Origin of the sequence: Pseudomonas sp. PvP089, assembly GCF_017875165.1 — a bacterium.
GTDB lineage: Bacteria > Pseudomonadota > Gammaproteobacteria > Pseudomonadales > Pseudomonadaceae > Aquipseudomonas > Aquipseudomonas fortuita.
Genome location: NZ_JAGGME010000001.1, coordinates 3,488,262 through 3,510,570, shown reverse-complemented (window position 1 = coordinate 3,510,570; position 22,309 = coordinate 3,488,262). Strand labels below are relative to the sequence as shown.

Sequence of the window (22,309 nt, the reverse complement as noted above, 5' to 3'; positions counted from 1 at the left end):
CTGGGCCCCGTGAAGCGGTCAGGCGCTGGCTTGGCGTTGCTTGGCCAGGGTCATCGCGGTGTCTTCGATCATGTCTTCCTGGCCGCCGACCATGCCGCGCCGGCCCATTTCGACAAGAATTTCCCGCGCCGGGACGCCGTACTTTTTTTCAGCGCGCTTGGCAAACAGCAGGAACGAGCCGTAGACACCCGCATAGCCCATGGTCAGGGCATCGCGATCGCTGCGGATCGGGAAGTCCATGATCGGCACCACCAGGTCCTCGGCAACGTCCTGGATACCAAACACACTCACGCCAGTTTCAATGCCCATGCGGTCGCAGACGGCCACCAGCACTTCCATGGGGGTATTGCCAGCACCCGCGCCCAAGCCTGCGCACGCGGCATCGATACGGGTGGCGCCAGCGGCAATGGCCGCGATCGAGTTGGATACGCCCATCGACAGGTTGTGATGGCCATGGAAGCCGATTTCAGTCTCGGGCTTGAGCGCTGCACGCAGCGCCGCGACCCGCGCGCTGACGTCGTGGGGCAGCAGGTAGCCGGCCGAGTCGGTGATGTAGATGCAATTGGCCCCGTAGCTCTCCATCAGCTTGCCCTGGGTGGCCAGGCCTTGCGGGCTGTTCATATGGGCCATCATCAGGAACCCGACGCTGTCCATGCCCAGCTTGCGGGCCGCGCCAAGGTGCTGTTCGGACACGTCTGCTTCCGTGCAGTGAGTGGCGACGCGAATCGTGCTGACGCCCAGTTCGTAGGCCATCTGCAGGTGATCGACCGTGCCGATGCCCGGTAGCAGCAGTGCGGAGACCTTGGCGTTTTTCATCAGCGGGATGACCGCCGACAAATACGCCTCGTCGCTGTGCGCCGGAAAACCATAGTTCAACGAACTGCCACCCAGGCCATCGCCATGGGTCACCTCGATCAACGGCACACCGGCGGCGTCGAGGCCACAGGCAATGTCTTTCATTTGCTGCAGGGTGATCTGGTGGCGTTTGGGGTGCATGCCGTCACGCAGGCACATGTCGTGGACGGTGATGGATTTGCCGTGAAGGTCCATGGTGCGCTCCTTAGGCGATGGCAGGTTGTGGGCTGCTGGCACGCAGGGTCAGCTCGCCTTTGAGCATCGCTTCGGCAAACATCTCGGCGGTGCGCGCGGCGGCGGCGGTCATGATGTCGAGGTTGCCGGCATATTTGGGCAGATAGTCGCCCAGGCCTTCGACTTCCATGAAAATCGACACCCGGTTACCGTCGAACACCGGGCCGTTGACCAGCTTGTAGCCGGGCACATAGCGCTGGACTTGCTTGATCATGTCGGCAATCGCGGCGGTGATGGCTGCCTGGTCAGGCTCGGTTTCGGTCAGGCAGTGCACGGTGTCACGCATGATCAGCGGCGGCTCGGCGGGGTTGACGATAATGATTGCCTTGCCCTTTTTTGCGCCGCCAACCTGTTCCACGGCCGCAGCGGTGGTACGGGTGAATTCATCGATGTTCTTGCGTGTGCCTGGGCCGACCGATTTCGAGGCCGCCGTGGCAATGATCTCGGCATAGGCCACCGGCTGCACGCTGGACACCGCGGCCACCAGCGGGATGGTCGCCTGGCCGCCACAGGTCACCATGTTGACGTTCATCGCGCCCAGGCCTAGGTTGTGCTTGAGATTGACCGGTGGCACGCAGTAGGGGCCGATGGCTGCTGGCGTCAGGTCGATCATCAGCACACCCAAGGCATTGAGCTTGCGGCTGTTTTCGGCATGCACATACGCGGAGGTAGCATCGAAGGCGATCTGGATGCCGTCTTCCATTACATGCGGTAGCAGGCCGTCGACGCCCTCGCTGGTGGTCTTCAGGCCCAGCGCGGCGGCGCGGGCCAGGCCTTCGGAGGTGGCGTCGATACCCACCATCCAGACGGGCTCCAGTACTTCACTGCGCTTGAGCTTGTACAGCAGGTCGGTACCGATGTTGCCGGGCCCGATGAGGGCGCATTTTATCTTTTTACTCATGGCATTGTTCTCGATCAGAAGAAGGAACGGCCGCAGGCTCAGGGCACGAAGTTCAGGTGCATCTCGCCCATGCCGCTCAGCGACAGGCTGACGAAGTCACCCGGTGCGACCGGTACCAGTGGCGCAAGGGCACCGGACAGAATGATTTCGCCCTTGCGAAACGGGATGCCCAGTCGGCCCAGGGTGTTGGCCAGCCAGGCCACGGCGGCGCAGGGGTGGCCTTGCACCGCCGAGCCCAGGCCGCTGCCCACCGGCAGGCCGTTTTTGAACAGGTGCAACTGGACCTCGGCCAGGTCCAGTTCACGCGGATCGACGCGCTGCTGGCCCAGGGCGAAAACACCGCATGAAGCGTTGTCGGCAACGGTGTCCTGAATGCGGATCTGCCAGTTCTCGATACGCGAGTCGACAATTTCGAAGCACGGCATAACCCACTCGCTGGCCGCCAGCACATCGTTGGCGGTGATATCGGTACCTTGCAGGTCTTCGCCCAGTACAAAGGCAATCTCGCCTTCGGCCCGTGGCTGCACAAGATGGTGGGCAGCAAAGCTGATGTCGCTGCCATCGGCAACCTGCATACGGTCGGTTAGAAAACCAAAATCGGGCTGATGCACATCGAGCATTTCTTGCACGGCGCGGCTGGTCACCCCGATTTTCTTGCCGATCACTTGCTCGCCCACCGCTTCGCGACGCGCCAGAAATCGCCGGGAGATCTGGTAGGCGTCGTCAAGGCTGATGGCCGGGTAACGTTGGGTCAGCGGGGGCAGGCTCTGGCGTGCGTTCAGGGCATGGAACAGCTCGTCGCCCAGTGTTTCAATCAGTTGCGCATCCATAGGGAGGTCGCTCTGTGGCAAGTGGATAACAGGCCGGGCCAGCTGCAGGCACGCCCGGCAAAAAGGCCTCAACCCGGCCAGACACTGGAATCGGCGCCGCCATCGACATCGATGATCTTGCCGGTGACCCAGGCCGAGGCGGGGCTTGCCAGGTAAAGGGCCGCGGCGGCGATGTCCTCTGGTTGCCCCAGGCATTTGAGCGGGGTGTTGCTTTCCATCGTTTTGCGCATGGCATCGGGCATGACCCCGGCCAGGGCGTCGGTCAGGATTGGCCCTGGCGCCACCGCATTGACCCGGATCTGCGGCGCAAACTCTTGTGCCAGCAGGCGCGTCAGGTGAGTCAGGGCAGCCTTGGCGGTGCCATAGGCGCTGAAATGGCGCTGGGCATAACGGGCGGCGACCGAGGTAATGTTGATGATGTTGCCGCCCCCGGCGTCGCGCATCAGGGGTACGCAGAGCTGTGAAAGGGCATAGGCGGCGCTGACGTTGAAGCTCAACACCTGCTCGAAGTCTTGCGGGCTCATCTTCAGCGGGTCATTGGGGCCGCCGCCCCCGGCATTGTTGACCAGATGGGTGATGCGCCCCAGCTGTTCGGCGGCGTTGGCGACCAAGGCGCAGCGCTGTTCGCTGTCGGTGACATCGCAGCTCAGGGCCAGGGCGCGCCGCCCTCGGCTGCGTACCTCTTCGGCGACGGCCTCGACATCTGCCAGCGAACGGGCGCTGCAGACTACATCAGCGCCAGCATCGGCGTAGGCCAAGGCAATGGCGCGACCGATGCCGCGGCCGCTGCCGGTGACAATGGCGACACTGCCAGTGAGGTTGAAGCGTTGCAGAATGCTCATGGCTGTCCTTATTGTTCTAATGGTTCAGGGAAGACACAGTGCTTAGCGCGGCGCCCACAGGTCCGGCAAGCCCGGGTCGGAGGTGGCGATCAGGCGCTTGAGCAACACCTTGAGTGCCTGGCTATCACCGGCGCCAAGACGGGCAGCGATATCCTCCTCGACGGCTTTGGCCAGGGCCACCTCCTGCAGCGAAGCCTCCCGCCCGTCGGCTGTGAGCACATAGCGGACCTGCTCATTATCAAGCTCACGGGCGACCAGGTTCTGGCGTTCCAGGAAGCGCATGCTGGTGGCGCTGACCACATGGCCGGTGTAGCCGACGAAGGCGTTGATCTCGTCCAGGGTCAGGTTGTCCCGAATGCACAGGGTGGAGAGAATGAAGAACGCGTGTTCATCGAGCTGCTGGTTCTTCAGCAGGCGGCGCAGTGCAAACAGCATCTGGTAGTGCGAGCGCCCGAGCAGGTAGCCGAGCAAGTCTTCGGTGTAACTGCACTCGGGCGGTGGCGGGGTAGTTGCCAGGCGCAGTTCGTTGCGCGGCTTGCGCATCGCCAGAGCGTACTGGCCACTCTGGAAGGCCAGGGGCGCGCGGTCGCTATGGTCGAAAGCGAGCACTTCGCCGACGAAGATGACATGGTCGCCGCCTTCATACTGGAAGGCTGTGCGGCATTGGAAGCGCGCCGTACAGTCTTGCAGCAGCGGTGCCTCGCTGATACCTGTGTCGAGCTGGATTTCGGAGAACTTGTCTTCACCCTGGCGGGCAAAGCGGCCGGACAGCGTTTCCTGCTCCGTCGACAAAACGTGCACGTTCCAGTGGCGACCACCGCTGAACACCGGCAGACTGCGGGCATTCTTGGACAGACTCCAGAGCACCAGAGGTGGGTTGAGCGAGACCGAGTTGAAGCTGTTGGCCGTGATGCCAACGGGCGAGCCGTCTTCGGCCTTGGTAGTGATGATGGTCACTCCCGTGGTAAAGGTGCCGAGCGCGGCGCGAAACGCTTGAGGGTCGAAACAGGCGGGCGTTGCCATGATGGGCCTCATGGAATGAGTGTGCGTGCTGGCAGTATTCCCAGCGTCACGGGGCTTTGCATCGTCTCAACGGACTAACGTTTTTGGCTCGATCGTCCACTTGGACGAGGCGGTCTCCGGGGTCTGGGGCTAGTTTGCGGGGCAGGGCGTCGTGCAACGACGGCCATGGTGGGCACAGAGGCGACATGCTGGCCCTTGTTCAGTTGAGGAGGCACCAATGAGTTGTGCAAATTCTTCCGTCGACATGCTGTCGGCCTTGCTGCGTGAACAAAAGGCTGCGTTCAACGCTCAAGGGGCTGTCACTGCCGTGGCCCGCCGCGCGCGGATCCAGCGGGTGATCGACATGCTGGTGGCGCACCACGAAGCGCTGGCCGAGGCGATGGATGCGGACTTTGGCGGCCGGCCCCAGGGTTTTTCGTTGATGAATGATGTGCTGGGTTCGCTCGGGTCCCTCAAGCACGCGCGCGACCACCTCGAAGGATGGATGCAGGATGAGCCGCGGCCCGTCTTCAGCCCTTACGATCAGCTGGGCGCCGAGGCCTGGGTGATGTATCAGCCCAAGGGTACGGTGGGCATTCTGGGCACCTGGAACGCCCCCCTGTATACCTTGCTCAGCCCCCTGGGTTCGGCGTTGGCGGCGGGTAACCGGGCGATCCTCAAGCCTTCGGAGGTGGTGCCACGCACTGCTGCGCTGGTGGCGAAGCTGTTTGCCGAGGCGTTCGATCCGCTCGAAGTGGCTGTGGTCACCGGTGGCGCGGACCTGGCCCAGGCCTTCACCGCACAGCCGTTCGACCACCTGGTGTTTACCGGCAGTACCGCGGTGGCCAGGTCCGTGATGCGTAACGCGGCCGAACACCTGGTGCCGTTGACGCTGGAACTGGGCGGAAAGTCGCCGGTCATCGTCGCCCGCAGCGCCGACCTGGGCACCGCAGCGTTTCGTATTGCGCTTTCCAAGACCACCAACAGTGGCCAGGTCTGCATCAACCCGGACCTGGTCTACGTGCCACGCGAGCAGCTGGAAACCTTTCTTGAGGCCTTTGCCAGCGCTTACCGCCAGTTCATCCCTGAGGTGAGCGACAACCCGGACGTGGTCGCGGTGGTCAATGCCCAACACCTGTCCCGTGTTGAAAACCTGGTTCAGCAGGCGCTTCAAGCCGGTGCCCGGGTAGTGAGCCTGCCCTACGCGCAAGCGGCTGATGAGCAAAACCGCCGCCGACCGCTGCAACTGGTGATCGACCCGCCGCAAGGCAGCCTGATTCTGCATGAAGAAATCTTCGGCCCGGCAATGGTGGTTCTGCCTTTTGATGAGGTTGATCAGGTCATCGCTCAGATCAACGCCCGCCCGCGGCCTTTGGCCCTTTACTACTTTGGCAGCGACGCCAAGGAGCAGCGCCAGGTGCTGGAGCACACATTGTCCGGCGGTGTCACCCTCAACGATGTGATGATGCATGCCGCCTTGCATGATGCCCCGTTCGGTGGGGTTGGCGGGTCAGGCATGGGCCACTACCACGGTCGCGAAGGCTTTATCGAGTTCAGCCACCTGCGCACAGTACTCAAGGCGCCCGAGCATGATCCGCGCGGTGAATGGGGCCTGCTACCGCCTTACAGCGAACACTTCCTGGCCGCGATGAAAGCGCAGATCACCCCGGACTGATCGGGGAAACCGGCGCGCTGAGCGAATCGAACAGACACAATAAAAAACGGAATTCTGCACATGGAAAAAAACGCATTGCCACTGGCCGACACGCTTGCCCCAGCGGGTGCCGACGCCGCTGACGGATGGCCGCGCCGGCAGGTGCTCAAGGCCGGCGCGGTGGCGCTGGGCGTCGGGCTACTGGGGCGCTTTGCCGATGCCCGGGCCGCAGGCGGCTTGTCGGCCAGCGATTACCTGGGCCTGGATGCCTGGGCCATGGCCAAGGGCTTGCAGGCCGGCCACTTCAGTGCCGAAGACTTGCTCGGCGCAGCATTCGCCCGTTGTGACCTGGTCAACCCGAAGATCAACGCAGTCAACATGCGCCATGACGATTATGCCCGCGCGTTGCTGGCGGCCAGGCAGAAGGCCGGCACCCTGACCCAGGGCTCGCTGGCGGGCGTGCCGATCCTGCTCAAGGACCTCAACACCTACTTGCAGGGCACGACCACCAGCAACGGCAGCCGGCTGTTCAAGGACGCGCCCCCTTCGAGCGTTACCAGCACCTTGATCCGCCGTTATGAATCCGCCGGGGCAGTGCCTTTTGGTAAAGCCACCAGCCCGGAGTTCGGCCTGACCACCACCACCGAGTCGTTGGCATGGGGGCAGACCCGCAACCCCTGGAATCTGGCGTTGAGCTCGGGTGGTTCGTCCGGTGGTTCCGCCGCGGCGGTTGCCGCCGGTATCGTCCCGGTCGCCCATGCCACCGACGGTGGCGGCTCGATCCGGATCCCGGCGTCCTACTGCGGGCTGGTCGGCCTCAAGCCGACACGCTACCGCACGCCGAGCGGGCCGGCCCGCCTGGAAGGCTCGTTTGGCGCCAGTGTCGCCAACATGGTCTCGCACAGCGTGCGCGATACCGCGTTGTTTCTTGATGCCGGTCAGGGTCACGAACCAGGGAGCCCGTACTGGAGCTCACCGCTGGTACGTCCCTACGTCGAGGAGCTGGGCCGTGACCCGGGCCGTTTACGGGTTGCACTGGTGCGGGAATCGCTGACCGGGGCACCGCTGGACCCGGCGATTGCCAAGGTTCTGGAGGACACCATCAAGCAACTGCTGGGCCTTGGCCACGAAGTGGAAGAACTGCGCTTGCCGATTCAGGCCCAGCAGCTGTTCGGCGCCCACGGCGTTGCCATCGGCAACTCCTTGCTGGTCACGGTCAATGACCGGGAGAAAGCCCTGGGCCGCGCGTTGGGGCCGCAGGATCTGGAAAGCATCACCTTTGGTGTGCTGGAGCGTGCAGCGAAAGCCACGGGTGAGGGGGTAGTGCGTGCCCGGCATGCGTTCGAAGACATCAGCATGGCCATGGAACAGCAGTTCGAGCGCTTTGATGTGATCCTTTCGCCGGTCACCGCCAGCCTGACGCCGGCCCTGGGCGAGCTCTCGCTCAACCAGCCTTACGAAAGTTACGCCCGCAAGGCCATGGGCAGTGCCGCGTTTACCGTGCTGGCCAACGTCAGCGGCCAGCCGGCTATTTCCTTGCCGTTGGGCATGAGTGACAGCGGCCTGCCAGTGGGCATGATGTTCACCGCTCGCCTGGGCGGGGAAGACGTGCTGCTGCGCCTGGCCTCGCAGCTGGAGCAGGACCGCCCGTGGGCCGCCAGGCGCGCCGCGATCTGAGCCTGAAAGGCGCCAGGGACGGCGCCGTACCGTGTTTCCCTAGTCCGCTTTGACGATGAATATTCGCCTGCTGCATTCGATCATCAACCAAGACTCGCGCAACCGCGCAACGAGATTGGGAGAACGAACGGATGGACAGCATGCGAGTAAGAACGCCGGAAGAAATCGAACTGCTTGAACACGCCCGGCGCCTGGTGCCCGCCCTCAAAAGCCGCACCGCGCGCGCTGACCGCGAGTTCCGGGTACCGGACGAAACCATCTTCGAATTGCAACAGGCCGGCTTGTTGCGGGCCTTGCAACCACGTGCGTTTGGCGGCTACGAGGTCGATCCGCGGACGTTTTTCGAAATCCAGATGATCCTCGCCGAGGGCTGCATGTCCACAGCGTGGATTTATGGCGTGATGGGCGTACACCCCTGGCAGCTGGCGCGCTACCCGATCGAGGCCCAGCGCGATGTATGGGGCCAGGACCATACCACCCTGATCTCGTCCACCTACATGCCCGTGGCCAAGGTAACCGTGGTCGAAGGCGGTTATCGCATCAGTGGTCGCTGGGGCTTTTCCAGCGGCAGCGAACACTGCCAATGGTGCTTCCTTGGCGGGGTGCTGCCCGCCGATGGCGACCGTGCAGCGGAGCACGGCACCTTCCTGATCCCGCGCAGCGACTACCGTATCGAGCACAACTGGGACGTGCTGGGCCTGCGCGGCACCGGCAGCCACGACATTGTGGTCGAAGATGCCTTCGTGCCGGCACACCGCGTGCAACGCACCAATAACTGCACGCTGGACGCGACGCCAGGACGCCTGGTGAACACCAATCCGATTTATGCCATTCCTTTCGCCCAGGTGTTCACGCGCGCTGTGTCCTCATCGGCCATCGGTGCCTTGCAGGGGGCGATCAACGAATTTCGTGCCAATGCCGCTGCGCACATCGGCAAGCACGGCATGAAAACCGCCGATGACCCGGTGGCGCAAACCACCGTTGCCGAGGCGACGATCATCGTCGACAGCCTGCGGCTGGTACTGGAGCGGAACTACGCGCACCTGATGGCGCTGGCCGAAGCGGGTGAGTACCCGGATGTGGAAACCCGTCTGCTGTACCGCTACCAATCCTCCTATGTCACCAATATCTGCGCCGAGAAGGTCAACGAACTGCTGCGCTGCATGGCCGCTTCCGGGCTTTATAACACCAACCCCGTGGCGCGCCTGTTCCGCGACCTGCACCAGGCACGTGGGCATATCGCCAACAACTACATGGCCTTCAGCCGCAGCCTTGGCGCCGTGCAACTGGGCCTGCCCAACCCTGATCCTTACGTATGAGCCGTGCCCGGGCCTAGCTGCAGGCCCGGGTATGCGCACCCCTGGCCGGCACGCCGGGAAATTTCCGATCACAGCCAAGGCACAACAACAATGACAGCTAAAGCTCAGCCTGTTTCACACTACGACGTGATCGTCGTCGGCTCCGGTGCCGGTGCGATGACCTCGGCGCTGTTTGCTGCCGAGCAGGGTCTATCGGTACTGGTTGTCGAGAAAAGCGACAAGTTCGGCGGTACGTCGGCGATCTCCGGCGGCGGCATCTGGATTCCCAATAACCACTACTTTGCCGCCAAAGGCGGTGGCGACAGTGTGGAGCTGGCCCTGCAGTACCTCAAAGCTGCCACCGGTGAGCATGGCGATGACAAGCGCTTGCGTGCCTACGTCAAGCACGCGCCGCAGATGATCCGGGCCCTGGTGGACAACAGCCATGTGCGTTACGCCGTGGCGGCGAAGTACCCGGACTACTATCCGCAACTGCCAGGCTCGCTGGCCGGGGGGCGCACCCTCGACCCGGAACTGTTCGATACCAGCCTGCTCGGTGATGAACTGGCCAACCTGCGCACACCGTCACCCTCGACACTGCTGATGGGGCGCATCGCCTGGACCGCCCGGCACGCGCACAAGGCCATGTCGCGCTCCTTTGGCTGGCGCCTGCTGATTCTCGGCCTGATGCTGCGCTACAAGCTCGACTTCAAATGGCGCCGCAAAAGCCGGCGCGACCGCCGCGCGGCCTTGGGCAGTGCGCTGGTTGCGTCGCTACGCCGCTCGTTGATGGACCGCAACATCCCACTGTGGTTGAACACCGACTTTCAGAACCTGATCACCGATAACGGCCGGGTCATTGGCATGCAGGTTTGTCGTGACGGGCAGACGCTGCAGCTGCATGCCCGCCATGCGGTGATCTTCGGCTCCGGGGGGTTTGAACAGAACCAGGCTTTGCGCGAGCGCTACCTACCACAGCCCACCCTGCGTGACTGGAGCGCCACGCCACCGGGCAACAACACCGGTGCTGCGTTGCAAGCCGGTATCGAACTGGGTGCGGCGACCGCCCTGATGGATTGGGCCTGGTGGGCGCCGACCATTACCGTGCCCGGCGAAGAAAAACCCCGTGGGATATTTGCCGAGCGGGCGTTCCCTGGTGCCATCGTGGTCAACAGCCTGGGCCGGCGCTTTGTCAATGAGGCAGCGCCGTACCTGGAATTTGTCGACGCCATGTACCGCGACAACCAGCACACCGGCGGCAAGTCGATCCCATCCTGGGTGATCTTCGACGGCCATTTTCGCTTCAACTACGCCATGGGGCCGTTGATGCCGGCCCAGGTCATGCCCGACAGCCGACTGCGCAAGGAATGGCTCAATACCTTGTATTTCAAGGCTGACAGCCTGGCGGCGCTGGCGGCGCAGATCGGCGTCGACCGCGCAGGGCTCGAGCAGACCGTGCAGAAGATGAACGCCTACGCCCGCAGCGGCGTCGATGCCGACTTCGGCCGTGGCGGTAACGTGTTCGACCGTTATTACGGCGACAGCAACGTCAAACCCAACCCGTGCCTGGCGCCCCTGAGCAAGGGGCCGTACTACGCGATGCGCCTGGACGCTGGCGATATCGGCACCAAAGGTGGGCTATTGACCAACGAACACGCCCAGGTTGTGAGCCAGGACGGCGAGGTCATTCCTGGCCTATATGCCATTGGCAACTGCTCGGCGTCGGTCATGGGCACCAGCTATCCCGGTGCGGGCGGCACCCTGGGGCCGGCCATGACGTTCGGCTATATCGCGGCCTATCACATTGCTGCCAACCGTTGAGGAATTGCCATGCCAGCCGCTGTCAAATCGACATGTACCGATATCCAGCCGGCATTGCAGGTGGCCGATGCCGACGCCATGCTCTGGGATGACCACTGTGATGTGCTGGTGATCGGCTGGGGGGCGGCCGGTGCCTGCGCCGCCCTTGAGGCCCGCGCCCAGGGTGCTGACGTGCTGGTCGCCGACCGTTTTACCGGCGGCGGTGCCAGTGCCAAAAGCGGTGGCGTGGTTTACGCCGGCGGTGGCACCCGCCAGCAGCAGGCCGCTGGGTTCAGCGACACGCCCGAAGCGATGTTCGCCTATCTCAAGCACGAAACCCAGGGTGTGGTCGACGATGCTACCTTGCGGCGGTTTTGCCAGGACAGTGCCAGCAACCTGGCCTGGCTGGAGGGGCATGGCGTGCCCTATGCCCACAGCATGCCGCCCGGTGGCAAAACCTCGTATCCAGCCGATGGCCAGTTTCTGTATTACTCCGGCAATGAGCTGGTGCCGTCGCACCGAAGCGAGTTGCCGCCGGCCCCGCGTGGCCATCGCACGGTAGGCAGGGGCCAATGTGGCGCGGTGCTGTACGCGCAGCTGAAGGCGGCTTGCCTGCGCAACGGTGTGCGGCCGCAAGTTCAGTCCGCTGCCCGGCGTCTGGTGAGGGATCACACGGGCAGGGTCGTCGGCGTGGAACTGTGGTGCCTGCCGGCCGGCAGTGCCCAGGCTCGGTTGCATGCCAAATTGGCTGCGCGTGCCGAACGGCTGCAGAACTTTGCCCCGCGCTACTGCGATACCTTGCGCAAACGCGTGCACCAGCTGGAACTCGACTTTGCCCGGCCGCGGCTGGTACGCGCCCGGCGTGGCGTAGTGCTGAGCACCGGTGGCTTCATCTTCAACCGCGAGATGGTCAGCGAGCATGCCCCCAAGTTTCGCCGCAACTTCAAAGTCGGCGCGACCGGCTGCGATGGCAGTGGCGTACGCCTGGGCGTGAGTGTCGGTGGGGTCAGCGACCGACTGCAGCGGGTGTCGGCCTGGCGCTTTATCAACCCACCGTTGTGCTGGCCCAAGGGCATTGTGGTCAACACCCTCGGGCAGCGCTTCGTCAACGAAGAAGTCTACGGCGCCACCCTGGGCCAGCCCCTGTGTGAAGAGCAGGGCGGCAAGGCCTGGCTGGTGCTGGACGCACGCCTGCGCAAGCAGTCGATCAAGCAAGCGCTGTTCGACGGTTACTGGTGGTTCCAGAGCTTGCCGGCATTGCTGCTGATGCTGCGCGGTGTGCGCAAAGGCCAGAGCATCGAGCAGTTGGCCCAGGCCACGGGCATGCGCGCGGATGTATTGCGCAGCGCATTGCAAGCCTACAACACAGCTGCCCGGGGGGACGCCGAGGATGCCTTTGGCAAGTCGCAAAGCAGCCGTCAGGTACTCGACCAGGGCCCTTACTATGCCTGTGACATCTCTGTCAGCAACCCCTTGTTCCCCCTTGGGGCGTTGACCCTGGGCGGCCTCAAGGTCAATGAAGACAGCGGCGCGGTGCTGGGCCCTGAAGGCCTGCCAATACCCGGTTTGTACGCCGCCGGCCGTACCGCCATCGGCATTCCCTGCCATTTGTACGTCAGCGGCCTGTCGCTGGCCGATTGTGTGTTTTCCGGGCGACGTGCCGGACGGTCGTTGACGGCGGCCACGGCTGACATCGAAATCGAACCCAGCGAGCAATTGATATGAGCCTGGATTACCTGTCAGTACGTGTAACCCGCGTGATTGAAGAGACTGCCGACAGCCGCTCCCTGGAGTTCGAGGTGCCAGAAGCGCTTGCCGAGCGCTTGCGCTATCGACCAGGGCAATTCCTGACCTTGCGTGTGCCTCACCAGGGGGGGTGGTTGCCGCGTTGTTACTCTCTGTCGAGCACGCCACTGCTCGATGAGCCATTGCGGGTCACGATCAAGCGGGTGCGCGATGGGCGCGCCTCGAACTGGCTCTGTGACGCCGTGCAGGCGGGCGATACCTTGCAGGTGCTGGCGCCGGCCGGGGTGTTTGTGCCGCGCCAGCTGGACACCGACCTGCTGCTGTTCGGCGGCGGCAGTGGCATCACCCCGGTGCTGTCCATCCTGCGCTCGGCGCTGTTGGCGGGCACTGGGCGTATTCTGCTGATCTACGCCAACCGCGACGAAGCGTCGGTGATATTCCGTGACTCGCTCAAGGCCCTGGCCAGGGCGCACCCACAGCGCCTGCAAGTGATCCACTGGCTCGACTCGGTGCAGGGCATTGCGTCGGTGAGCCAGTTGGCCGAACTGGCGCGCCCGTTCGCGAGTGCCGAGGCGTTCATCTGCGGCCCCGGACCGTTCATGGATGCTGCCGTCGCTGCCCTGCAGACGTTAGGCATGCCGAGTGCGCAGGTCCATGTCGAGCGCTTTGTCTCGCTGCCCGAAGAGGGCGAAGTCGCAGTGCCGGCAGCTGTCGATACCCGCCGCCCGAGCAGCCAGCTTTCGGTGCGCCTGGACGGTGAAGAGTTCGAGGTGCCCTGCGCCGAAGGTGAAACCCTGCTTAACGCCATGCGCCGGGCCGGCCTGAGCCCGCCAAGTTCTTGTCTGGTCGGCTCCTGTGCAACCTGCATGTGCACGGTCGAACGGGGTGAGGTGCAGATGTTGCGCAACGATGCCCTTGACCAGCAGGAGATAGACCAGGGCTGGACGCTGGCTTGCCAGTCCCTGGCCCGCAGCGAGCACCTGCGGGTGCTCTTTCCCGAATAACCCGATGGCGAGTTTGTCACTATGACTGCATGTTCAGCATTACCGGGCAGCGTGCATGCCTGGAACCTGTTGCCTTTGTCGATTCCTGCTTTGTTGTTCGCCAGTGCTGAACGCTTTGCCGGTCGGGCAGCGATCGAGGAAGACGGCATTGCGACCGATTACCGGGATTTGCCCGGGTTGGCACTGGGTGTCTGCCGCAGCCTGATGGCACTGAGGATCAAGGCGGGCGACCGCGTGGCGATCTGGGCACCCAATTGCCGCGACTGGGTGATCGCCGCCTTGGGCGTGCATTGCGCGGGGGCTGTGCTGGTACCGATCAATACCCGCATGAAAGGCGCCGAGGCGGCCGATATTCTGGCGCGCAGCCAGGCGCGGGTGCTGTTGACGCAAGGGGTATTTCTGGGGCTGGACTACCCGGCCATGCTGGCGCCGCTACGTCCGGCCAGCCTGGAACAGCTGGTGGTGTTCGGTACACAGCCGCCTCAGGCGGCCAGCGACCTGGATTGGGCCAGTTTTCTCGCCAGGGGCGAGTCTGTCAGTGAGCTGCAAGCCCGCCAGCGTGCGGTGGCGGTGGGCCCGCGGGACTTGTCCGACTTGCTGTTTACCTCCGGCACCACCGGCAAACCCAAGGGTGTGATGAGTGCCCATGGGCAGAACCTGCGGGCATACAACGAATATGTGCGGGTCATTGGCCTGCAGCCGGGTGATCGTTACCTGATCATCAACCCGTTTTTTCATGCCTTTGGCTACAAGGCCGGTTGGCTAACCTGCATGCTGGCTGGCGCGACTATCCTGCCGCATGCGGTGTTCGATGCCGAAGCGGTGTTCCAGCGCATTGCCGCCGAGCGCATAAGCGTGCTGCCAGGGCCGCCCACGCTGTACTTGTCGATGCTGGCCCACCCGCGCCTGGCCCAGACTGATCTGTCCAGCTTGCGCATCGCTGTGACTGGTTCATCGACGATCCCGCCGGTGCTGATCGAGCGCATGCGGCGGGAGCTCGGAGTCGACGTGGTGACCACCGCCTATGGGCTGACTGAGTGTGGCGGCCTGGCGACCATCTGCAACCCGGATGACCCTGCCGACATCGTTGCCGGCACCAGCGGCCGGGCCATCGATGGCACTGAAGTGTGCATTCGTTCGGCAGATAATCAACCGGTGGCCACGGGCGTGTCAGGAGAAATCTGCCTGCGCGGTTTTCATGTGATGCAGGGGTATTTCAATGACCCGCAAGCGACGGCGCAGGCCATTGATGCCGAGGGCTGGCTACACACGGGCGACATCGGCAATCTGGATGTGCATGGCAACCTGCAAATTACCGACCGCCTCAAGGATATGTTCATTGTCGGCGGCTTCAACTGCTATCCGGCAGAGATCGAGGCGGGTTTGATCGAGCATCCGGCCATCGCGCAGGTGGCGGTGATCGGCGTTGCGGATGAGCGCATGGGGGAGGTGGGGTGTGCCTGCGTGGTATTGCGTGCAGGCCAGCACCTGGATGAGCCGTCTCTGATCGCCTGGGCCAGAGAGCGGATGGCCAACTACAAAGTGCCGCGACAGGTTCGGTTCTTTGAAGCGTTGCCGGTGAATGCCTCGAACAAGGTGGTCAAACCTGAGCTGCGTGCGGCGGTTCTGCAGGGCGAGGGCGGGCTGGCCTGGCGATGAGGCCCCCATTGATCAACCCCGCAGGCCGTAGGAATATCGCGTAGCGACGTAGCAGAGAGGGGGCCCGGAGTGCAGCGTAGGGCCCCTGGAGCGTTCCGTGGTGCTGGGCCGGCCCCATCAGTGCCCTTCAAACCGGGCAGGCCGCTTATCAATGAATGCCTGCATGCCTTCCTTCTGGTCACGTGAGGCAAACAACAACGCATTGGCCTTGCGCTCCAGCGCCAAACCCGCTTCCAGCGGTGCATCCATCCCCGCAAGAATCACCTCTTTGATCTGCTCGGCAGCCAACGGCGGCATTGCCGCAACCATCTGCGCCAATTTCAAGCCGTGGGCGAGCACCTGATCATCGGCCACCACCTCACTGACCAGCCCCGCAATCCAGGCCTCTTCAGCCGTGATCGGCTGGCCGGTCAGCGCCATCCGCATTGCCTTGGCCTTGCCGACCGCCCGCACCAACCGCTGGGTGCCGCCAATCCCGGGCATGATCCCGATCTTGATTTCCGGCTGGCAGAAGCGTGCACTCTGCCCGGCAACAATGATATCGGCGAGCATCGCCAGCTCGCAGCCACCGCCATAGGCGTAACCGCATACCGCCGCGATCACAGGTTTGGGGCAGTGCTGGATCGGCGCCCAGACCCGCTCGGTGTGGCGCTGATAGATATCAATGGGACCCACCCCGGCCAGGCTGTTGATATCGCCCCCGGCGGCGAACACCTTGTCGCCGCCGGTCAGCAGAATGCAGCGCACATCAGCATTGCTCCCCAGCTCAATGAAGTAGTGCGACAGCAGCGCCTGTAGCTCCAGGCTCAGGGCATTGGTGGCGTGCGGGCGGTTGAGCCGCACCAGGGCGACACCTGGGGCCGGGTACTCCAGCAGCACCGACGCGGTAACTGAATCGGACATGATCAACCTCTGGCAGTAGGCACCGCAGAGCGGGCGCCATTGCGCGGATTGTTGCCAGCGCGGCGCCACGCTTCATCGTCCGTTCAGACGACGTGGTCGAGCAGTTTTGTCCCTAGAGTGGCCCTCAACACAAGCATGAGGAGCGTGCCATGAGTGGTCACTCGGGACTGGATTACAACGGCAAGGTGGTACTGGTCACCGGCGGTACCAAAGGCATTGGCGCTGGCATTGCCCGCAGCTATCTGGCCGCCGGGGCCAAGGTGATCGTGTGTGGGCGCAACCTGCCTGAGCAATTGCCGAGCGTGGCTCAGGGCCAGGCGGACTTCATCGCCGCCGACGTGCGCGACCAGGCCTCCTTGCAAGGCCTGTTTGAGAGCATCCGCAGCAAATACGGCCGCCTCGATGTGCTGGTCAACAACGCGGGCGGCAGCCCCTCGGCCGACGCCGCTAGCGCCTCGCCGCGTTTTCATGAGGGGATTATCCGCCTCAACCTGATTGCACCGCTCAATGTCGCCCAGCAAGCCAACCTGCTGATGCAGGCCCAGGCCGACGGCGGTTGCATCGTGTTTATTGGCAGCATCAGCGGCCTGCGTGCCTCGCCCGGCACAGCGGCGTACGGCGCGGCCAAGGCCGGCGTGCTGGCCCTGGTGCAGTCGCTGGCGGCGGAGTGGGCGCCAAAGGTGCGGGTGGTGGCGGTAAGCCCAGGCCTGGTGCGCACCGAGCTTGCCCATCTGCACTATGGCGACGCGCAAGGCATCGCTGCGGTCAGCGCCGGTATCCCGGCCGGGCGCATGGCGGTGCCCGAGGACATCGGCAACGCCTGCCTCTATATCGCTTCACCGCTGGCCACTTACGCCAGCGGTTGCAACCTGTTGCTGCATGGCGGTGGTGAACGCCCGGCTTATCTCGGTGCGGCGCAGGCTACCCCGCACTGATCGACCCACGTCGGCGTTGCGTTGCGGGCGCCGCTTTGAACACGCAGGAGACGAACTTGGCTGATCCAGAATTGCTATCCAAAGTGCGCGCCCTGGTTGGGCGCCAATACGGCCGTGTAAACGCCTGGGACGAGGTCAACGCGCCAATGATTCGCCAGTGGTGCGAAGTCATCGGCCTTGAAAACCCGCTCTACACCGACCCTGTGGCAGCTGCCAACAGCAGCAATGACGGCATCATCGCGCCGCCACCCATGCTGCAGATCTGGTGCATGGAAGGCTTTCACATCAATAACTACGCACCAGGCTCGACCACCGAAAACCCCTATGAAGTGCTCGGTGTGATTGAAAGCTATGGCTACCCGTCGGTGGTGGCGGTGAACTCTGAGCTGACCTTCGAGCGCAACCTGCGCCTGGGCGAAAAGCTCTACTACACCACCCGCCTGGACTCGGTCGGCGAGGAAAAGACCACCGGCCTTGGCACTGGCTTTTTTGTCACCCTGGTCATGAGCTACTTCTCGCAGCAGGCCACGGGCGACGAAAAAGTCGGCGAGCTGTTGTTCCGGGTGTTCAAGTTCCGCCCGGCCAACGCGCACAAGGTCCAGGGGCAGCCCCAGGCCGTGGCCGAGCCGGCGCAGGCGAAGCGTCCGGCGCCCGGCGTCAGCGACGACACGCGGTTTTTCTGGGACGGCTGCAAGGAAGGCAAGCTGTTGATCCAGCGCTGTACGCAGTGCCGCACCTTGCGCCATCCGCCGGCACCGGTGTGCATCGAGTGCCATGGCTTCGACTGGGATACCCAGCAGGCCAGCGGCAAGGGCCGGTTGTACTCCTTCGTAGTGATGCACTACCCGCAGGTGGCACCGTTCGATCATCCCAACCCGATCGGTCTGATCGAACTGGACGAGGGCGTACGCCTGATCGCCGGCCTGGTTGGCGTCAAACGTGAAGACATCAGCATTGACCAGCGTGTGGAGGTCGAGTTTCAGACCTTCGACGACGACCTGGCGCTGCCGATGTTCCGTCCATCGGCACAGTAGGGGGCACCATGGATTTTGAACTCAGCGAAGAGCAGCGTGCCATCGCCGAAATGGCGGGCAGCCTGATGAGCGACTACTGCACCGACGAGCGCCTGCGTGACTGGGACCTCTGCGGGCAAGCCTATATGCAAGACCTGTGGCACAGCTGCGTACAAACCGGCCTGCATGCCCTGGCTATCCCCGAAGCTGCTGGTGGCAGCGGGCTGGGCATGACCGAGCTGGTGCAGATCCTCAATGCCCAGGGCGGTGCCCTGGCGCAAGTGCCGTTGTGGCGTCACCAATTGGCCGCGACCACCCTCGCCGAGTTCGGCGACAAGGCCCTGGCACCATGGGTGGAACAGGCTGTGGCGGGCTCAGGCTTGCTGACCCTGAGCCTCGATGGCCTGAACACGGTGCGCGGCATCGAGCTCGAGGCCAGCGCCGAAGAGGGCGGGTGGCGCCTCGATGGCCGGGTTGCGGCACTCGCGTTGGCCGAGCAGTCGGTGGCAGCGCTGGTACTGGCCCGGGTGATGGGGCAGCCACGGCTGGTTCTGGTAGACCTTGGACAGTCGGGCATCAGCCGGGTAGCGGGGGTCATGACCCACGGCGAAGCCATTGCTGACCTCAGCTTCAGCGGCGTCACCCTGAACAATCTGCAGGTGCTGCCCGCCGCGGCCCTGGATTGGCTGGCACCGCGTGCAATTGCCTCCCTGGCGGCCTTGCAGTTGGGCGTCAGCGCCGAGCAGGTGCACCGCACCGTCGCCTATGTCAGCGAGCGTCAGCAATTCGGCCGCTGTATCGGGAGCTTCCAGGCCGTGCAAATGAGCATGGCCGACACCCATGTGCACCTGGAGGTGTTGCGCAGTGCCGTGTGGCAATTGTGCTACCGCCTCGACGCCGGTCTGCCGGCCCCTTCGCAGGCCTTGGCCACCGCGTACCTGGCGTGCGAAGCCGGGCACCGCATCGGCCACACCGCACAGCATGTGCATGGCGGCATCGGCGTCGACCTGACGTACCCGATCCATCGCTTTCTCTACTGGAGCCGCGCCCTGAGCAGCGCATTGGGAGGGTCGTCGATGATCCTGGAGCGTCTGGGCGACTGGTTGAGCGATAACACTACCTTGGGATGGAAATATGACCTCGATGAACACCAAGCGCTTTGAAGACGTGCGCCCTGGCGAGCAACTGCCCGAGCTGACGATCCCGATCACGGTTGGCCTGATTGCCGGTGGGGCGATAGCCACACGCGACTACTTTCCCGGTCACCATGACCTGGACGCGGCGCGCGAGCTGGGTTCGCCCCATATCTTCATGAACATCCTGACCACCAACGGCCTGGTGCAACGCTTCATCGAGCAGTGGAGCGGCCCGCAGGTTCAGTTCCGTACGCTGAAAATAAAACTGGGCGCGCCAAACTACCCCGGCGACAGCATGACCCTCAGCGGCGAAGTGACCCATCAGGATGCGGCTACGCGCAGCCTGGAAGTGACCCTCAAGGGCAAAAACTCCATGGGCAATCACGTGACCGGCACGGTCGCGCTGGTTCTGCCTTGATCCGCGGGAGACAACACAGATGACGAATTCGTCGATTTCCGGGCGCGCTGCCATTGCAGGGCTGGGCGCGACCGAGTTTTCCAAGAATTCCGGGCGCACCGAACTGCGCCTGGCCATGGAAGCGACCCTGGCAGCGCTCGAGGACGCCGGAATTGACCCTGGCGAAGTGGAGGGTTTCAGTTCCTATTCGGTCGATAAGGTACCGGAGTACGAAATTGCCCGCCTGCTGGGCTGCAAAGACGTCAAGTTCTTCTCCCAGGTGCCCCACGGTGGCGGCGCCGCCTGCGGGCCGGTGATGCATGCGGCGATGGCGGTGGCCACCGGGGTGGCCAAGGTGGTGGTGGTCTATCGGGCGATGAACGAACGCTCCTGGTACCGCTTCGGTACCGGCAGCTATGGCTTTGCCTCGACGCCGACCTTCGAGAACGTGAACTACGGCTGGTACATGCCGCACGGCTTTCACACCCCGGCGGCCTGGGTCGGCATGTTTGCCCAGCGCTACATGCACACCTACGGTGCTACCTCCGAGGACTTTGGCCGGGTGGCGGTGGCAGTGCGCGATTTTGCCGCCACCAACCCCCAGGCATTTTTCTACGGCAAGCCCATCACCCTTGAAGAACACCAGGCCTCGCGCTGGATCTGCGAGCCGTTGCACCTGCTGGACTGTTGCCAGGAGTCCGATGGCGCGGTGGCCATGGTAATCACCTCGGCCGAGCGGGCCAGAGACCTCAAGCAAAAGCCCGTGATCATCAAGGCCGGCTCCCAGGGCATCAGCGCGGGGCAACAAGTGATGACCTCCTACTACCGCGACAACATCACCGGGCTGCCGGAAATGGGTGTGGTCGCCAAAGAGCTCTACAGCCAGTCGGGCCTGGGCCCGGAGGCGTTGCAGACTGCCGTGATCTACGACCACTTCACGCCATTCGTACTGCCGCAACTGGAAGAATTCGGCTTTGCAAGGCGCGGTGAAGCCAAGGAATTCATCCGTGCCGGGCACCACGCCCGTGGCGGCAAACTGCCAATCAACACCCACGGCGGGCAGTTGGGCGAAGCCTACATCCACGGCATGAATGGCATCGCCGAAGCCGTGCGCCAGGTTCGGGGTACGGCGGCCAACCAGGTGGACAGTGTCGAAAACGTGTTGGTGACCGCCGGAACCGGCGTGCTTACCAGCGGCCTGATTCTCGGCGCGGTATAAGGAGCGTCCCATGTTCGTCGATCTCACCCCCGAACAGCATGCCCTGAGGCTAAAGGTCCGGGACTATTTCCAGAACCTGATGACCCCCGAGCTTCGCCAGCAGATGCGCGGCACCGAAGGCGGCGAGCTGTTTCGCCGCACCATCGCCCAGATTGGCCGTGACGGCTGGCTGGCGGTTGGCTGGCCGAAGGCCTATGGCGGCCAGGGTTACGCGGCCACCGAGCAATTGATCTTCTTCGAAGAAGCCAACATCGCTGGCGCACCGCTGCCGTTCGTGACCATCAGCACCGTTGGCCCGGCCCTCATGGCCCACGGCTCGGCGCTGCAAAAAGAAAAATTCCTGCCCGGTATCGCCGCCGGCGAGATCAACTTTGCCATCGGCTACTCCGAAGCCAGTGCCGGCAGCGACCTGGCCGTGCTGAAAACCACCGCGCGCGAAGACGCCGACGGCTTTTTGGTCAACGGCAGCAAACTGTGGACCTCGGGCGCCGACTCGGCCGACTACATCTGGTTGGCGGCACGTACCGACCCGGAGCAGGCGCGGCACAAGGGCATCTCGATCCTGATTCTCGATACCCAGGCCGAAGGCTTCTCCAGTACGCTGATTCCAACCTCCGGCAACCCCACGGCCGCCACGTATTACGATAACGTGCGGGTGCCGAGGGATATGCTGGTGGGCGAACTGCACGGTGGCTGGAAACTCATCACCGCACAGCTCAACCACGAGCGCCTGGGCCTGGGTGCCTGGTCGGACAAGGTCGTCAGCCTGTTCAGCCGGGTGTACCTGTGGGCACGTTGTGCCGATGAGCAAGGCCAGCGTGCTACCGACCACGCCTGGGTGCGCCGCGATCTGGCCGAGTGTTATGCCCGGCTCGAAGCCATGCGCCTGATCAACTTCCGTATTGCCGCCGACCTTGAGCGGGACCGCGTCGATGTCGCGCTGGCCTCGACCACCAAGGTCTACGGCTCGGAATCGGCGATCGAGATCCTGCGCAAGCTGTCGGCCATCGTCGGTGCCAGCGGCTTGACGCGGGCGGGCTCTGCGGCGGCTTATCTGCTCGGCGAGCTGGAGTATGAAGTGCGCGCCTCGGTGAACCTGACCTTCGGCGGTGGTACCAATGAAATCCAGCGCGAGTTGATTGCCCAGTTCGGCCTGGGCATGCCGCGCACGCAACGCTGAGTCACCGTTGTACCCTTGAAGCGA

19 protein-coding genes are annotated in these 22,309 nt (G+C 63.8%); 13 read left to right on the top strand and 6 right to left on the bottom strand.

Translation table 11 applies throughout. From position 1 onward, the window contains the following. Window positions 1–18 precede the first annotated feature (18 nt). From dmpG to J3A71_RS16045, 5 genes are all read right to left on the bottom strand, one after another. Window positions 19–1,050 (bottom strand): 4-hydroxy-2-oxovalerate aldolase, encoded by a 1,032-nt coding sequence (gene dmpG, locus J3A71_RS16065; RefSeq protein WP_016486811.1) that lies wholly within the window; start codon window positions 1,048–1,050, stop codon window positions 19–21. A 10-nt stretch (window positions 1,051–1,060) separates the two neighbouring features. Then, the gene (locus tag J3A71_RS16060) at window positions 1,061–1,990 is read right to left on the bottom strand and encodes an acetaldehyde dehydrogenase (acetylating) (RefSeq protein ID WP_016486812.1); all 930 of its coding nucleotides are present in this window, start codon (window positions 1,988–1,990) and stop codon (window positions 1,061–1,063) included. A gap of 38 nt (window positions 1,991–2,028) precedes the next feature. Further along, window positions 2,029–2,820 (bottom strand): fumarylacetoacetate hydrolase family protein, encoded by a 792-nt coding sequence (locus tag J3A71_RS16055; protein ID WP_016486813.1) that lies wholly within the window; start codon window positions 2,818–2,820, stop codon window positions 2,029–2,031. A 68-nt stretch (window positions 2,821–2,888) separates the two neighbouring features. Then, window positions 2,889–3,662, bottom strand: a complete 774-nt coding sequence (locus J3A71_RS16050) for a glucose 1-dehydrogenase (RefSeq protein ID WP_016486814.1) — start codon at window positions 3,660–3,662, stop codon at window positions 2,889–2,891. A gap of 42 nt (window positions 3,663–3,704) precedes the next feature. Further along, window positions 3,705–4,685: a flavin reductase gene (locus J3A71_RS16045; protein ID WP_016486815.1), complete on the bottom strand. Its 981-nt coding sequence runs from the start codon at window positions 4,683–4,685 to the stop codon at window positions 3,705–3,707. A gap of 217 nt (window positions 4,686–4,902) precedes the next feature. Here J3A71_RS16045 and J3A71_RS16040 point away from each other — a divergent pair, with 217 nt between their 5' ends. The 7 genes from J3A71_RS16040 (at window position 4,903) to J3A71_RS16010 (ending at window position 15,502) form a co-directional block, all read left to right on the top strand. After that, the gene (locus J3A71_RS16040) at window positions 4,903–6,339 is read left to right on the top strand and encodes an aldehyde dehydrogenase family protein (protein ID WP_031312446.1); all 1,437 of its coding nucleotides are present in this window, start codon (window positions 4,903–4,905) and stop codon (window positions 6,337–6,339) included. A gap of 60 nt (window positions 6,340–6,399) precedes the next feature. Further along, window positions 6,400–7,995: an amidase family protein gene (locus tag J3A71_RS16035; protein ID WP_016486817.1), complete on the top strand. Its 1,596-nt coding sequence runs from the start codon at window positions 6,400–6,402 to the stop codon at window positions 7,993–7,995. A gap of 131 nt (window positions 7,996–8,126) precedes the next feature. Next, window positions 8,127–9,314 carry an acyl-CoA dehydrogenase family protein gene (locus J3A71_RS16030; RefSeq protein WP_016486818.1) on the top strand — a complete coding sequence of 396 codons (1,188 nt, stop codon included), beginning with the start codon at window positions 8,127–8,129 and terminating at the stop codon, window positions 9,312–9,314. A 90-nt stretch (window positions 9,315–9,404) separates the two neighbouring features. Then, on the top strand, window positions 9,405–11,114 hold the full coding sequence (locus J3A71_RS16025; RefSeq protein WP_016486819.1) for an FAD-dependent oxidoreductase: 1,710 nt from the start codon (window positions 9,405–9,407) through the stop codon (window positions 11,112–11,114). A gap of 9 nt (window positions 11,115–11,123) precedes the next feature. Then, window positions 11,124–12,818 carry an FAD-binding protein gene (locus J3A71_RS16020; protein WP_016486820.1) on the top strand — a complete coding sequence of 565 codons (1,695 nt, stop codon included), beginning with the start codon at window positions 11,124–11,126 and terminating at the stop codon, window positions 12,816–12,818. Continuing rightward, on the top strand, window positions 12,815–13,843 hold the full coding sequence (locus J3A71_RS16015; protein ID WP_016486821.1) for a ferredoxin--NADP reductase: 1,029 nt from the start codon (window positions 12,815–12,817) through the stop codon (window positions 13,841–13,843). The genes J3A71_RS16020 and J3A71_RS16015 overlap by 4 nt, the downstream gene beginning before the upstream one ends. 21 nt (window positions 13,844–13,864) lie before the next feature. Further along, window positions 13,865–15,502 (top strand): FadD3 family acyl-CoA ligase, encoded by a 1,638-nt coding sequence (locus J3A71_RS16010; protein WP_209953006.1) that lies wholly within the window; start codon window positions 13,865–13,867, stop codon window positions 15,500–15,502. 117 nt (window positions 15,503–15,619) lie between these two features. Here the strand turns inward: J3A71_RS16010 and J3A71_RS16005 are convergent, their stop codons facing one another. Next, window positions 15,620–16,405 (bottom strand): enoyl-CoA hydratase, encoded by a 786-nt coding sequence (locus J3A71_RS16005; protein ID WP_016486823.1) that lies wholly within the window; start codon window positions 16,403–16,405, stop codon window positions 15,620–15,622. A 149-nt stretch (window positions 16,406–16,554) separates the two neighbouring features. Between J3A71_RS16005 and J3A71_RS16000 the strand changes: the two genes are divergently transcribed. The 6 genes from J3A71_RS16000 to J3A71_RS15975 are packed head-to-tail and all read left to right on the top strand — an operon-like array spanning window position 16,555 to window position 22,285. Further along, window positions 16,555–17,340: an SDR family oxidoreductase gene (locus J3A71_RS16000; RefSeq protein ID WP_016486824.1), complete on the top strand. Its 786-nt coding sequence runs from the start codon at window positions 16,555–16,557 to the stop codon at window positions 17,338–17,340. Between the two features lie 56 nt (window positions 17,341–17,396). After that, on the top strand, window positions 17,397–18,374 hold the full coding sequence (locus J3A71_RS15995; RefSeq protein ID WP_016486825.1) for an OB-fold domain-containing protein: 978 nt from the start codon (window positions 17,397–17,399) through the stop codon (window positions 18,372–18,374). 8 nt (window positions 18,375–18,382) lie between these two features. Beyond that, window positions 18,383–19,516 carry an acyl-CoA dehydrogenase family protein gene (locus tag J3A71_RS15990; RefSeq protein WP_096426061.1) on the top strand — a complete coding sequence of 378 codons (1,134 nt, stop codon included), beginning with the start codon at window positions 18,383–18,385 and terminating at the stop codon, window positions 19,514–19,516. Then, on the top strand, window positions 19,488–19,907 hold the full coding sequence (locus J3A71_RS15985; protein WP_024717895.1) for a MaoC family dehydratase: 420 nt from the start codon (window positions 19,488–19,490) through the stop codon (window positions 19,905–19,907). Before J3A71_RS15990 ends, J3A71_RS15985 begins: the two co-directional genes overlap by 29 nt. A gap of 19 nt (window positions 19,908–19,926) precedes the next feature. Continuing rightward, window positions 19,927–21,105 (top strand): lipid-transfer protein, encoded by a 1,179-nt coding sequence (locus tag J3A71_RS15980; RefSeq protein WP_209953004.1) that lies wholly within the window; start codon window positions 19,927–19,929, stop codon window positions 21,103–21,105. A gap of 10 nt (window positions 21,106–21,115) precedes the next feature. Continuing rightward, window positions 21,116–22,285 carry an acyl-CoA dehydrogenase family protein gene (locus J3A71_RS15975; protein WP_016486829.1) on the top strand — a complete coding sequence of 390 codons (1,170 nt, stop codon included), beginning with the start codon at window positions 21,116–21,118 and terminating at the stop codon, window positions 22,283–22,285. Window positions 22,286–22,309 lie beyond the last annotated feature (24 nt).